The sequence below is a fragment of the Natronospira bacteriovora genome (genome assembly GCF_030848495.1).
GTDB lineage: Bacteria > Pseudomonadota > Gammaproteobacteria > Natronospirales > Natronospiraceae > Natronospira > Natronospira bacteriovora.
In genome coordinates this window covers 50,162-63,462 of the sequence record NZ_JAVDDT010000009.1, presented here as the reverse complement: position 1 = coordinate 63,462, position 13,301 = coordinate 50,162, and the positions used below count along the sequence as shown (strand labels likewise).

General features: G+C 62.9%; 9 protein-coding genes. 7 read left to right on the top strand and 2 right to left on the bottom strand.

Features of this window, described 5'->3' with window-relative positions; genetic code table 11:
* Positions 1–82 precede the first annotated feature (82 nt).
* The 7 genes from ald to RBH19_RS12550 all read left to right on the top strand — a co-directional run bounded on the left by ald (position 83) and on the right by RBH19_RS12550 (position 10,292).
* Positions 83–1,138: an alanine dehydrogenase gene (gene ald / locus RBH19_RS12580; RefSeq protein WP_306729205.1), complete on the top strand. Its 1,056-nt coding sequence runs from the start codon at positions 83–85 to the stop codon at positions 1,136–1,138.
* Between the two features lie 620 nt (positions 1,139–1,758).
* A complete protein-coding gene (locus RBH19_RS12575; RefSeq protein WP_374728976.1) occupies positions 1,759–4,146 on the top strand; it encodes a DNA translocase FtsK in 2,388 nt (795 codons plus the stop codon).
* A 53-nt stretch (positions 4,147–4,199) separates the two neighbouring features.
* Positions 4,200–4,847, top strand: coding sequence for an outer membrane lipoprotein periplasmic chaperone LolA (lolA, locus tag RBH19_RS12570; RefSeq protein WP_306729203.1), 648 nt, complete (start codon positions 4,200–4,202; stop codon positions 4,845–4,847).
* Positions 4,848–4,864: 17 nt separating this feature from the next.
* Positions 4,865–6,214 (top strand): replication-associated recombination protein A, encoded by a 1,350-nt coding sequence (locus RBH19_RS12565; protein WP_306729226.1) that lies wholly within the window; start codon positions 4,865–4,867, stop codon positions 6,212–6,214.
* A gap of 38 nt (positions 6,215–6,252) precedes the next feature.
* Positions 6,253–7,533 (top strand): serine--tRNA ligase, encoded by a 1,281-nt coding sequence (gene serS, locus RBH19_RS12560; protein WP_306729202.1) that lies wholly within the window; start codon positions 6,253–6,255, stop codon positions 7,531–7,533.
* Between the two features lie 96 nt (positions 7,534–7,629).
* On the top strand, positions 7,630–9,657 hold the full coding sequence (locus RBH19_RS12555; RefSeq protein ID WP_306729201.1) for a S9 family peptidase: 2,028 nt from the start codon (positions 7,630–7,632) through the stop codon (positions 9,655–9,657).
* 197 nt (positions 9,658–9,854) lie between these two features.
* Positions 9,855–10,292, top strand: coding sequence for a CBS domain-containing protein (locus RBH19_RS12550; protein ID WP_306729200.1), 438 nt, complete (start codon positions 9,855–9,857; stop codon positions 10,290–10,292).
* An 80-nt stretch (positions 10,293–10,372) separates the two neighbouring features.
* On the opposite strand, the gene RBH19_RS12545 is transcribed toward RBH19_RS12550, so the two are convergent.
* Both RBH19_RS12545 and RBH19_RS12540 read right to left on the bottom strand, forming a co-directional pair.
* Positions 10,373–12,286, bottom strand: a complete 1,914-nt coding sequence (locus tag RBH19_RS12545; RefSeq protein ID WP_306729199.1) for an ATP-binding cassette domain-containing protein — start codon at positions 12,284–12,286, stop codon at positions 10,373–10,375.
* A gap of 65 nt (positions 12,287–12,351) precedes the next feature.
* Positions 12,352–13,239, bottom strand: coding sequence for a vitamin K epoxide reductase family protein (locus RBH19_RS12540; protein WP_306729198.1), 888 nt, complete (start codon positions 13,237–13,239; stop codon positions 12,352–12,354).
* Positions 13,240–13,301: the final 62 nt, after the last annotated feature.

Below are 13,301 nucleotides of genomic sequence, written 5' to 3'. Positions count from 1 at the left end.
GTTTATGGACACGGCCCGGCGCATTCCGCCGGGCGAAGACGCAAGTTTAAAGTGAACTCCCCAGCACCGTAAAGGAGGCAGCATGCGCATTGGTATCCCACGCGAGCTTAAGCCGCTCGAAGGCCGGGTCGGCCTGATCCCCGCCGCCTGTGGCGAGCTCGTCCGCCAGGGACACGAGGTTTTCATAGAATCCTCGGCCGGCATCAAGAGTGGCTACGCCGATGATGACTATCGCGAACTGGGCGTCACGGTGCTGGACACCGCCGATGAGCTGTTCGAAAAGGCCGAGATGATCGTCAAGGTCAAGGAACCCATCGCGCCGGATCTCGACCGGCTGCGCAAGGATCATCTCCTGTTCTGCTATCTGCACCTGGCGGCCGAGCCGGAACTGACCGAGCGGCTCAAGCAGATCGGTCTGACCGGGGTGGCGTTCGAGACCGTGGAAGACAAGGGTAATCTGCCCTTGCTGGCGCCCATGAGCGACATTGCCGGGCGGATTTCCATTCAGGTCGCCACCCATCTGCTGCACCAGCCGGAAGGCGGCAAGGGCATCCTGCTCGGCGGCGTGCCGGCCGCCAAGCGCGGCAAGGTGGTTATCATCGGTTGCGGTGTGGCCGGTGGCAACGCCGCCCAGCTCGCGGCCGGCATGGGTGCCGAAGTGGTCGTGTTCGACAAGGATCCGGCCAAGCTGGCCTGGGCCCGCACCTTCGGTGCCAACGTCACCGCCCTGTATCCCCACACGGACGACGTGATCGCCCAGCTGCGCACCGCCGACATCGTGGTGGGTGCGGTGCTGGTGACCGGTGCCCGCGCGCCTCACGTGGTGACTGAGGAAGCGGTTCGCCAGATGCAGCCGGGCAGTGTGGTGGTGGATATTTCCGTCGACCAGGGCGGTTGTGTGGCCACCACCCGCCCGACCACCTATGACAACCCCACCTACCAGTGGGAAGGCGTGACGCACTTCACCGTGACCAACATGCCGGGTGCCGTTCCGCGCACCGCTTCCCAGGCTCTGTCGGCCGCCATTGCCCCCTATGTGGGCCGACTGGCTGCCGGCAAGTGGCGCGATTTCGATCCCCTGGTCAAGGGCATCAACGTCGAGGGTGGTGAAATCGTGCATCCCGCGCTCAAGGGCTGAAGCCCCGCTCGTGCTCAGGAAACCGGCCGGCAGCCACTGCCGGTCGGTTTTTTTATGCTCTTCGCGGAAAAGCGGGGAGCGCCGAGCGGTTAGGGGGCGGCGGGTTGGTGGGGGCGTGCCCGGAACCGCCGCAAGTACGTCCCTGTAGGCTGCGTAATCAACGTCCTGTTCGGAACCACTGCCCGCTCCCCTTGTACCCGCAGTTGGCGCTGAGAGTGGCTGATTCAAGGCGCATTGCGCAGCACAGTAGCCTCTGTGCTACGGGCAAGCGATGCAACGCAGAAGCAGGCACTCTCAGCGCCAACCCTTCGGGCCAACGGGATTTTCCCTCTCGACGTCGTTGCTCCTCACTCATGTAGCGCAGTGGCTACACGACGTTCGTCGCGCCTCGCGAGAGGAAAAATCCCGTTGGCTGCGGGTACAAGGGGAGCGGGCAGTGGTTCCCGCTACGCTTCCGGGCACACCCCCGCCAACCCGCCGAATCACCGCTCTGGAAAAGGATTGTAGAGATCGGTGCGGCGCGGGGAATGATTTGCCCTTGTGTGATTGGCCGGGGCAGCACAAAATGGGGGTTTGGGCCGAGGGGCCGGGCAGGGTAAAATTTCAGTCCTGCCGGGTATTTGCCCGTTCTGTTTGATACCGATTCTGTGGAGAGCCGAGCTTTGGCGCAGGCGAAGAGCAAAAAAGGGGAGCGCTCGGTGACGCGGGAGCGTCTGGCGCATGGACTGCGGGAGTCGGCCTTCTGGATCTGCCTGGCCCTGGCGCTCGTTCTGCTGGCGGCGCTTGCCAGCTACAACCCCAATGATCCCGGCTTCTCCCACACCGGTGGATTCGGGGGCGTCTCTAACTGGGTCGGCCCCACCGGGGCCTGGATCGCTGATTTCCTCCTTTTCCTGCTGGGCTACCCGGCCTATCTGCTCCCCGTGCTGGTGGTCTGGAGTGGCTGGCTGATCTTTCGCGCGCCGAGCAATGATGGTGAAGGGCTGGACGGCCTGGCGCTCGGGTTGCGCTTTGTCGGGCTGCTTCTCGCCGTGGCCACGGCCAGCACCCTGTGCTCCATGAACTGGGCCGTTGACCCGGCGCGCGTGCCGCTGGATGCCGGCGGTGTCCTGGGCGCTGCTCTGGGCAGCTTTGCCAGCGACACCCTCGGCTACGTGGGAAGTACCCTGATTCTCCTCGCCCTGTTCTTCACCGGGGTGACCCTGTTCACCGGCCTGTCCTGGCTGGCCGTGATGGATGCCACCGGCCGTTTCACCCTGCTGCAGGCCGAGCGGCTTCGGAACCGCTGGCAGCGCTTCCGGCAGTGGCTGGCGGATCGTCGCAAGCGCCGGGATCAGGTGGCCGAACTGCGGGAAAAGACCCGGGAAGCCCAGAAGCGCAAGCCGCCGAAGATTGCCCCCGTGCTCCGCGACGTCAAGCCCAGCCAGCGCAGCGAGCGGGAACGCCAGCAGACCCTGTTCGAGCCTTCGCCGGTCACGCCGGGGGCCACCAGCCTGCCGCCGCTGTCCCTGCTGGACAGCCCGCCGGCCCGCAAGGGGGGCTATTCCGAGTCGGCCCTGGAGGCCATGAGCCGCCTGGTGGAGCACAAGCTCAAGGATTTCGGGGTCGAAGTGGAAGTGGTGGCGGTCAATCCCGGCCCGGTGGTAACCCGCTTCGAGCTGCAGCCCGCGCCCGGCGTGAAGGTCAGCCAGATCAGCAATCTCTCCAAGGATCTGGCCCGGGCCATGTCGGCCATCAGCGTGCGCGTGGTGGAGGTGATCCCCGGCAAGTCGGTGGTGGGCCTGGAGATCCCCAATGAAGATCGCGAGTTGCTGACCCTGGGCGAGATCCTCAAGTCCGAGGCCTACGACGCTTCCCGTTCTCCGCTGACCCTGGCGCTGGGCAAGGACATCAGTGGCCGCCCCATGGTGGCCGATCTGCAGAAGATGCCTCATCTGCTCATCGCCGGTACCACGGGCTCCGGTAAATCGGTGGCCATCAACGCCATGATTCTCAGCCTCCTGTACAAGGACACGCCCGAGAACATGCGCCTGATCATGATCGACCCCAAGATGCTGGAGCTGTCGGTCTATGAGGGCATTCCCCACCTGCTCGCGCCGGTGGTGACCGACATGAAGGATGCCGCCAATGCCCTCAAATGGTGCGTGGGGGAGATGGAGCGGCGTTATCGCCTGATGGCGGCCCTGGGGGTGCGCAACCTGGCAGGTTACAACCGCAAGATTCGGGACGCGGAGAAGGCGGGCGAGCCCATCAGGGATCCCCTGGCCAACCGCGATGCACCCCCGGATGCCGAGCCGGGCGACCTGCCCGAGCCGGAGATCCTCGGCACCATGCCGCAGATCGTGGTGGTGATCGATGAGCTGGCCGACATGATGATGATCGTGGGCAAGAAGGTGGAGGAGCTCATCGCTCGCCTGGCGCAGAAGGCGCGTGCCTCCGGCATCCACCTGATCCTGGCCACCCAGCGCCCCTCGGTGGATGTGATCACCGGCCTGATCAAGGCCAACATCCCGGCCCGTATCGCCTTCCAGGTGAGCTCCCGGGTAGATTCCCGCACCATTCTCGACCAGATGGGCGCCGAATCCCTGCTGGGTCACGGTGACATGCTCTTCCTGCCGCCGGGCACCAGCATGCCCGAGCGAGTTCACGGGGCGTTCGTGTCGGATCAGGAAGTTCACCGTGTGGTGGCGGAGCTCAAGAAGAGCGGAGAGCCGGAGTACGACGAGGATGTGCTCAACGGCCCGTCGGAACCCGTGCCCGGCATGCCCAGTCTACCCGGAGAGGGCAATGACGGTGGCGATGAAAGCGACCCGCTGTATGATCAGGCCGTCAGGCTGGTGACCGAGACCCGCAAGGCCTCCATATCCGGTGTCCAGCGGCGCCTGAAGATCGGTTACAACCGGGCCGCCCGCATGATCGAACAGATGGAGGAGGCCGGCATCGTTGGTCCGCTCCAGCCCAACGGCTCACGAGAGGTGCTGGCGGCGCCGCCGCCGGGTTCCGAGTGACGTGGCCCAAGTGGCCACCTGCCGAGATGATTTCACTGAATCGAGGATGATCCATGAAGCATGTCCTGCGCCACCTGTCGAAGCTTGCCACCTGTCTGCTGGCGCTATCGCTCATCGCTTTGCCGGTGACGGCAAGTGCCCAGGATGACGGTGTCGAGCGCCTGCGCCAGGCCCTGGCGAATCTGGACAGCCTGAGTGCCGGTTTCGAACAGACCGTGCTGGATTCGGAGTTCACGGTGGACGAGGTGTCCTCGGGGACCGTTGAGATCAAGCGCCCCGGGCGTTTCCGCTGGGACTATACGGACCCCTACGAACAGCTGATCGTTGCTGACGGTGAACGCATGTGGATTTACGAGGCCGATCTGGAACAGGCTACGGTGCAGTCCATGGATGAAACCCTGGCCAGCAGCCCGGCCATGCTGCTGACCGGCTCCGCGGATCTGGATGAGGGCTTTCACCTTGAAGACGAGGGTCGCCAGGGGCGCCTTTACTGGGTGCGGCTGGTTCCCCGTGTTCAGGACAGTGAATTCGAATCGGTGCGAATCGGGATCGGTGAACAAACCATCGAGTTGATGGAGCTGCGCGACAACATCGGACAGACCACCCGTATCGAGTTCCACAGCATCGAGCTCAACCCGCCGATTGATGACGGCCGCTTTCAATTCTCTCCGCCTGAAGGCACCGACGTGATCGAGCGGTGAAGCACCCCCCCGAACAGATGGATTTTGCCGCCAGTGGCGACGCCCCCGAGTCTGCCTCCGACGCCCGCCTGACCCCACTGGCGGAACGCATGCGCCCTCGAACCGCCACCGATGTGGTAGGGCAGGAAAAGCTGCTGGGTGAACATGCGCCTTTGCGGCGGGTTCTGGAGGGTGGCAAGCCCCATTCCATGATCTTCTGGGGGCCGCCGGGAACCGGAAAGACAACATTGGCCCGGATGGTGGCGGCCGCCTCCGGTGCCGAATTCGTCAGTCTGTCGGCGGTCATGGCCGGCGTGAAGGATGTCCGCGCGGCCGTGGACGCGGCCCGTCAGCGGCGGCAATACGAGGGTCGATCCACGCTGCTGTTTCTGGACGAGGTGCACCGTTTCAACAAGGCCCAGCAGGATGCCTTCCTCCCCTGGGTGGAAGACGGCACCCTGATCTTCATCGGGGCCACGACCGAAAACCCCTCCTTCGAACTCAACAACGCGCTGCTCTCACGGGCCCGTGTCTATCGCCTGGGACGCCTGGAGCATTCCGATCTGCTGTCCCTGCTCAGACGCGCCCTTCAGGATGAAAGGCAGGGACTCGGCAGCCTTTCCCTCAAGGTGGATGATGCCGCCCTGGATGCCATGGCCGAAGTTGCCGATGGTGATGCCCGTCGTGCGCTGACCCTGCTGGAGGTGGTTGCTGATGGTCTGCCAGCGGGGGCGAATGTCACGGCCGAGGCCGTGATCGAGACGGCGGCGGGTGGCGATCGTCGGCGTTTCGACAAGGGGGGTGACGATTTCTACGACCAGATTTCGGCACTGCACAAGACCATTCGGGGCTCGGACCCGGATGCCTCGCTCTACTGGCTCGCCCGCATGTTGGACGGCGGCTGTGATCCCCTGTACATTGCCCGGCGGCTGGTCCGTGTCGCGTCCGAGGACATTGGCAACGCCGACCCCCGCGCTCTCCAGCTCACGCTCAATGTCTGGGAAGCCCAGGAGCGCCTGGGCAGCCCCGAAGGGGAGCTGGCCCTGGCCCAGGCGGTGGTCTATCTGGCGGTGGCGCCCAAGAGCAATGCCGTATACATGGCCTGGAAGGCGGCCCAGCGGGATGTGGGTGAACATGGCTCTCTGGAGGTCCCGGTGCACCTGCGCAATGCGCCGACCCGCCTGATGAAGGAGCTGGGTTACGGTCACGACTACCGCTATGCCCATGATGAGCCGGATGCCTATGCGGCCGGGGAAGAGTACTTTCCGGACGAGTTGGCAGGGCGGCAGTACTATCGCCCGGTTGCACGCGGACTGGAGAGCCGGATCGCGGAGAAGCTTGATCAGCTGCGCGATCTGGACAGGGAATACAAGCGAAAAAACAAATAGTTGAACAACAAATTTAAACCTCACACTGAAAAGACGACATGCTGGATACCAAGCTACTTCGAAACGACCTTGAGGCCGTGGCCGCCAATCTGGCCCGGCGCGGATACGAATTCGACATCGCCGCCTTCCGCGAGCTGGAAGAACGCCGCAAGGCCCTTCAGGTTCGCACCGAGGAATTGCGCAATGAGCGCAATACCCGCTCGAAATCCATCGGCAAGGCAAAGGCGGCAGGTGAGGATATCGAACCCCTGAAGGCACAGGTGGCCCAGCTTGGTCAGGATCTGGGCGAGGCCGAGCAGGGCCTGGAAAGCGTGCAGGATGAAATGCAGGGCTGGCTGCTGTCCATGCCCAATCTGCTGGACGACTCGGTTCCCGACGGTCGTGACGAAGACGATAACGAGGAAATCCGCCGCTGGGGGGAACCTCGGGTGCTGGATTTCGAGGCCAGGGATCATGTGGATCTTGGCGAAGGACTTGGCGGCCTGGATTTTGAAGCGGCGGCCCGCCTGACCGGTGCCCGCTTCGCCGTCATGACCGGCGGCGTCGCCCGTCTGCACCGGGCACTGACCCAGTTCATGCTGGATCTGCACGTCAACGAGCATGGCTATGAAGAGGCCTATGTCCCCTACATCGTCAACCGGGACAGCCTCACCGGCACCGGTCAGCTGCCCAAGTTCGGCGAAGACCTCTTTCATCTGGACGATGACCGTGACTGGCATCTGATCCCCACCGCCGAAGTGCCGCTTACCAATCTGGCCCGGGAGGGCATTCTCGAGGCCGATCAACTGCCCCGGCGATATGTTGCCCACACCCCCTGTTTCCGTTCGGAAGCCGGTTCCTATGGCAAGGACACCCGAGGCATGATTCGCCAGCACCAGTTCGACAAGGTGGAGCTGGTGCATATGGTTCGCCCGGAGGAGTCCTGGCAGGCTCTGGAAGACCTCACCAGCCATGCCGAGAAGGTGCTGCAGCGCCTTGAACTGCCGTATCGCGTGGTCAATCTATGCAGTGGTGACATCGGCTTCGGCGCCAGCAAGACGTACGATCTGGAAGTCTGGCTGCCTGGCCAGCAGCGCTACCGGGAGATCTCCTCCTGTTCCAATTGTCAGGCGTTCCAGGCCCGGCGCATGAAGGCCCGCTGGCGCAATCCGGAGACCGGCAAACCCGAACCCATCCACACCCTGAATGGCTCCGGCCTGGCCACCGGCCGCGCCCTGGTGGCGGTGCTGGAAAATTACCAGCAGGCGGATGGCTCTGTGGTGGTGCCGGAAGTGCTGCGGCCCTATATGGGCGGCATTGAGATGCTGCGGGCTGGCTGAAGCCGATAAAGTGTTATATTGTAACGACTCTTTGACCGCTCATCGAGCTGGTTTTCGGGGGAAGGGGAGGGGCTGAATCCCTTTACGGAGAGAGATATGAAGAGAGTGGCTTTGCTGTTTCTGCTGACCCTGCTGTTTGCCGGGTGCGCCACGGCAGGCGATTACCGCCCCCTGTCCAAGGAGGTGCTCTGGGATCTGGACCGTCTGGGCTCGCCCCTGATTTCACCCAATGGCGAGCATATCGTGGTGCCGCGCACCCGTTTTGATGTGGACACGGATGAATCCGAAACCCGTCTCTGGCTGCTGGACCGGGAAGAGGGCGTCAAGCGTCCCCTGACCAAGGCCGGCAATTCCGTCAGCCAGGCCGTGTTCAGCCCGGACAGTCGCAAGCTGGCCTTCATCAGCGCCCGTGACGACGACAAGGCCGGCCAGATCTATATCCTGCCCATGGACGGCCCCGGCGAGGCGACCCGCCTGACCGATATCCCCACCGGGGTTTCCGCCCCCAAGTGGGTCGGTGATCACCTCTACTTCATCACCCGCATCTGGCCGGGCAAGGGCTGGGACGAGATGAAGGAGAAGATCGAGGAAGAGCGCCAGTCCCATGTTTCCGCCCACGAGTGGACCGAGCTGCCCTACAGCCACTTCGATCACTGGCTGGATGAAAGCCGACAGGCCCATCTTTATCGCATTCCGGCCGAGGGTGGCGATGTCGAAGCCATCACCTACAAGGCCGGCATTGAACTGCCCCGGTCAACTCAGGGCACCGGCACCTACGATGTGGCGCCCGATGAAAGCCTGGTGGCCTTTGTCTCCGACAGTATTCAGGATGGTGTGGCGCCCAAGAACGACATCTTCCTGATCGAGCCCGGCTCCGACCGCGCCCGCAACATCACCGAGGGCAACCGCGCCCCGGATGGCAACCCCCTGTTCAGCCCGGATGGCCGCACTCTGGCCTTCACGCAGCAGCGTATCCTCGGTTTCTACGCCGACACCCGCCGTCTGGTTCTGCACGACCTGGAAAGCGGCGAGCAGACCGTGGTCACCGAGGACTGGGATCGCTCCGCCGATGGCCTGGTCTGGGCGCCCGATGCCAGCGGCCTCTATGGCGCCATCGACGATGCCGGCACCCGCCGCGTGTGGTTCATTCCCGTCAACGGTGACGCGCCGCGACCGATCACCGGCGAGACCAGCTTCAGTGGCTTGAGTATTGCCGAGGACGGCAGCCTGGTGGCCGCCAACGAGAGCTTCCTGCATCCGGCGCAGATCGTGCTGGTGGACACCGAGACGGGCGAGACCCGTCGCCTGGAAGACATCAACGACGATATCCTTGCCGAAGTGGATCTGGGCACCTATGAGTCGGTGACCTACGAAGGCTACGACGGCCAGGAAATCCAGATGTGGGTGCACTATCCGCCCGGCTTCGATCGCAGCAGGGAATACCCGCTCTTCCTGCTGATCCACGGCGGCCCCCACAGTGGCATCACCGACGGCTTCCACTTCCGCTGGAACGCCCAGACCTTTGCCTCCTGGGGCTATGTCACCGCCTGGCACAATTTCCATGGCTCCTCCGGCTTCGGGCAGGAATTCACCGATTCCATCAACCCGGACTGGATCACCCGGCCCTACACCGACACCATCAAGGCAGCCGAGTGGTTCAAGGAACAGCCCTGGATCGACAGTGATCGCATGGCCGCCGGTGGCGGCAGCTACGGTGGTTATCTGTCCAGCATCCTGCTGGGCCGTGATCACCCCTTCAACGCCCTGGTGATCCATGCGGCGGTGTACAACCTGTATTCCCAGATGTCGGCCGACTTCGCCGTGCATTCGGTCCGCTTCGGCGACTACTGGGATGACCCGAGCATCTATCGCGAGCTCTCGCCCCATTACTACGCCGAGAGCTTCGATACTCCCTCGCTGGTCATCCACGGCCAGCTCGACTACCGCGTGCCGGTGGGGCAGGGTTTCGAACTCTTCCGTACTCTGCAACACCGCGGTGTGGATTCGAAGATGGTCTATTACCCGGATGAGAACCACTGGATACTCAAGCCCAACAATTCCATCCACTGGTATGAATCGGTGCGTGACTGGATCAGCCGCTACGCCGAGCCTGGCGCCCGCTGATTGCGGTTTTCTGCCGCCGCCATCCAGCCTCGCCCCTTCCAGGGGCGGGGCTTTTTTGATTCATCGACGAAACCGCCGGGAGTGAGGGTTGTGATCACCGGGGAGGCATTTCAGCTGCTGATACTATGGGCTATGATTGGTGAAGGGGCATCGACAGACGGCGACATCCATTGAACCGCGGGGAGCTTGTTATGGACATGACATTGAGATCGGTTCTGTCGGGAAAAGCGGCCAAGCTGGTGGTGGTCGGCCCGAATGACACGGTTCGCGAGGCGGTTCGCACCATGGTGAGTGGCAACGTGGGTTGTGTGCTCGTGATGGATGAAGGCGGCCTGCGTGGTTTGTTCACCGAGCGTGATCTCATGCGAAAGGTGGTCGCCGAAAACCGTGATCCTGCCAGTTTGCCGGTCTCCCAGGTCATGACCACAGAAGTCATGGCTGTTGGTCCGGACGTGACCGTAGGTGAGGCCATGAGTCTGTGCACTGAGCGTCGGATTCGGCACTTGCCTATTTTCGATGGCGAGGAGCTGGTGGGTCTGGTGTCCGCGGGGGACTTGACGAAAGCGGTGGTACGCGACAAGCAGCACACCATCGATGATCTGATCAGCTATATCTACGGCGGGGAGACGATCTAGGCAAGCACTGAATGGTGCCGGCCGGGTATTCCGGAACCTCTGCTCAAATTGTTCTGTTGACGGCTGGCAGGGCCTTGAGGTCAGCGGCCTGCTTCCCTGCGCTCTTCCAGCTCCAGCCAGCGCTCGGTCTTTCGTTCCAGTTCCATCTCGGTGTCTTCCATGGCTTTCAGCTGTTCCCGCACCACAGGCTGTTCCTGCTGGTAGAAGGCCGGGTCGGAAACCGCTTTCTGCAGCTCCGCCAGGCGGCTTTCAAGCGCCTCGATTTCCGCCGGCAGGGCATCCAGCTCCCGTTGCAGCTTGTAGCTGAGTTTTCCGGGTTTCTTCTGCGAGGTCTGCTGCCGGGGCGGGGTCGTGTCATCAGCCACCGTTCGCGTGCCACCGGCCTGCTGCGCCTGCAACCATGTTTCCATTGAGCCACCCTGGTCACGCCAATCGCTGTAGCCACCCACGTACTCACGCACTTCGCCCGGCCCTTCGAAGGCCAGGACACTGGTGGCCACCTGGTCGATGAAATCACGGTCATGGCTCACCACCAGCAGGGTGCCCTGGTAGGAGACCAGTCGGTCTTCCAGCAATTCCAGGGTTTCAAGATCCAGATCATTGGTAGGTTCGTCCAGAACCAGCAGATTGGCAGGCTGGCTGAAAAGGCGTGCCAGCATCAAGCGGTTTGATTCGCCGCCAGAGAGTTTATCGATGGGGGCTCGCGCCTGATCCGGAGCGAAGAGGAAATCCTCCAGATAACTGATGACATGCCGTGACTGGCCATTGATGCTGATGAAATCCCGGCCTTCACCGACAAAATCGATGGGCGTCATGCCGGGCTTGAGTGCTGCCCGCTGCTGGTCGAAATAGGCGACTTCAAGGTTGGTGCCCAATCGGACAGCTCCCTGTTCGGGTGCGATGTCGCCGAGCAAGAGACGCAGCAGAGTGGTCTTGCCGCAACCATTGGGTCCGACCAGCGCAAGCTTGTCACCCCGCATGACCCGAAGATCGAGCGGTTTGAGCGCCCACTGCCCCTGGCGGTGAGCCAGTTCGCGAGCCTCAATCACCAGCTTGCCAGATCGTTCCGCATCCTGAACATCGAAACGTGCCTTGCCCTGAAGCTCCCGGCGCTGGCGGCGTTCTTCCCGCATGGCTTTCAGGGCGCGAACACGCCCTTCATTGCGAGTTCTTCTGGCCTTGATGCCCTGCCGAATCCAGGTCTCTTCCTGAGCCAGTTTGCGGTCGAACTCCGCTTGATGGCGTGCTTCAACTTCAAGGCGGTGTTCGCGCTCACGCTCATACTGCTCGTAATCACCCGGCCACAGGGTCAGGTGGCCCCTGTCGAGTTCCAGGATATCGGTGGCCAGATTCCTCAGAAACGCCCGATCGTGGGTTACGAACAACAGGGTTCCGGGAAATGCTTTCAGGAAGCCTTCAAGCCATTCAATGGAAAGAATGTCCAGATGGTTGGTGGGCTCGTCCAGCAGCAAGACATCTGGATCGCTGACCAGTGCACGGGCGAGGGAGGCACGCCGGCGCCAGCCACCGGAGAGGGATTGCATGGACGCCTCACCGTTCAGGTCGAGGCGGGTCAATGTCTGCTCGATACGCTGCTGGATCGCCCAGCCATTGCTGGCCTCCAGCTCCTGCTGGACATGCGCCAGTTCATTCAATGCCTGCTCGCTACCGTCCTGGGCCAACTGATGATAGCGCTTCAGCAGTTCGGCCTCCTTGCCCAGTCCGCCGGCAACATACTCCGTAACGGACAATGATTCGGCTTCCGGCAGGGGCTGTTCCAGATAGGCCAGACGCAGGCCCGGGCGGCACCAGAGGGAACCGTCGTCAGGATTGAGTTGCCCGGCAATCACTCGCATCAGGGTGGATTTGCCGGCACCATTGCGGCCCAGAAGCGCCACTCGACGTCCTTCCTGCAGCGTCAGGTCGGCGTGATCCAGGAGAATCTGAGGGCCATAGGCGAGAGACAGCTTGTCGAGCTGGAGCAGTGGTTGCATGAGCTGGGTATCAGTTTATCCCGGTGTGGCCGGGCAGGTAATTGCCTGCCCGGCCCAGGAAGTATTCAGTCCTGGGTTGTTGCCCAGCGAAAGCCAGAGAGACGGGCCAGGCGTTCCGGTTCCAGCACGCCCTCATGCCGCTGCCCGTTGATGACCCAGGTCGGGTAGGACTCGATGCCGGCTGTTACGCAAACGCTGGCCATCAGGCCGCCACGTCCCCGTGGTGAGCATTCCACATAGGGCAGTTCCTCGGAAGCCGCGCCAAAGAGATCCTTCTGCTGCTGGCAGGCCGGACACCAGGAGGCACCGAAGAAACGGGCATCCTGCTCGGCGAGGTGGGTGGCCAGGGCCTGCAGCTGGGGATCCGCCCGGCCGAACCCGGGGCTCAGCAGATTGCTGTAGTGCAGTTGCATCACGCCCACGACGACCAGGGCGGCGGCACCGGTATTGATCAGCCAGTCCTTCCAGGGGCGGCCGGGGGCGGCTTCGGGGCGCCGCACGGTGAGCCAGATGAAGATGGCGGTGATGACTGCCAGGGAGGCCAGACACCACAGGCAGACCGCCTGAAGATGATATAGCCCCAGGGCGGTGAGATAGAGGCTAACGGTCAGGCCAATCAGGCTCACCGCCCACTGCCAGCGCCAGCGGCGCAGGGTGGGTTTCATCTCGAAGCTGACAAAGGCAATCAGGCCGTAGGTGAGAAAGCCGAACAGCGCCACCGGAATACCGAACAGAGTGGACCAGCGGCTGCCCTGGATGATGTCACAGGCAGAGCCTTCGGCGCACAGGGGCAGACCGGCGCTGGTGGAGGCGGTTACTGTCAGGTAGAGGGTGATGAGCATGCCCAGCAGGGCAAGGCCCAGTACCGGCCGGTCGGGCTGGCGTTTTCTGCGCTGGGCGGATTTGGCGGTCGAGCCGCCGCGTTTGCCGTGTTGTCCTTTTCGCTTTGCCATGATGCCGCTTTATTTTTGGTGTCGAAATGAATGGGAATGAACCGAGTTTACCAGCTGATTTC

Coding starts and splice junctions, on each gene's coding strand:
- ald (WP_306729205.1), top strand. CDS start 83: ATGCGCATTGGTATCCCACGCGAGCTTAAGCCGCTCGAAGGCCGGGTC.
- lolA (WP_306729203.1), top strand. CDS start 4,200: ATGAAGCATGTCCTGCGCCACCTGTCGAAGCTTGCCACCTGTCTGCTG.
- RBH19_RS12565 (WP_306729226.1), top strand. CDS start 4,865: ATGGATTTTGCCGCCAGTGGCGACGCCCCCGAGTCTGCCTCCGACGCC.
- serS (WP_306729202.1), top strand. CDS start 6,253: ATGCTGGATACCAAGCTACTTCGAAACGACCTTGAGGCCGTGGCCGCC.
- RBH19_RS12555 (WP_306729201.1), top strand. CDS start 7,630: ATGAAGAGAGTGGCTTTGCTGTTTCTGCTGACCCTGCTGTTTGCCGGG.
- RBH19_RS12550 (WP_306729200.1), top strand. CDS start 9,855: ATGACATTGAGATCGGTTCTGTCGGGAAAAGCGGCCAAGCTGGTGGTG.
- RBH19_RS12545 (WP_306729199.1), bottom strand. CDS start 12,286: ATGCAACCACTGCTCCAGCTCGACAAGCTGTCTCTCGCCTATGGCCCT.
- RBH19_RS12540 (WP_306729198.1), bottom strand. CDS start 13,239: ATGGCAAAGCGAAAAGGACAACACGGCAAACGCGGCGGCTCGACCGCC.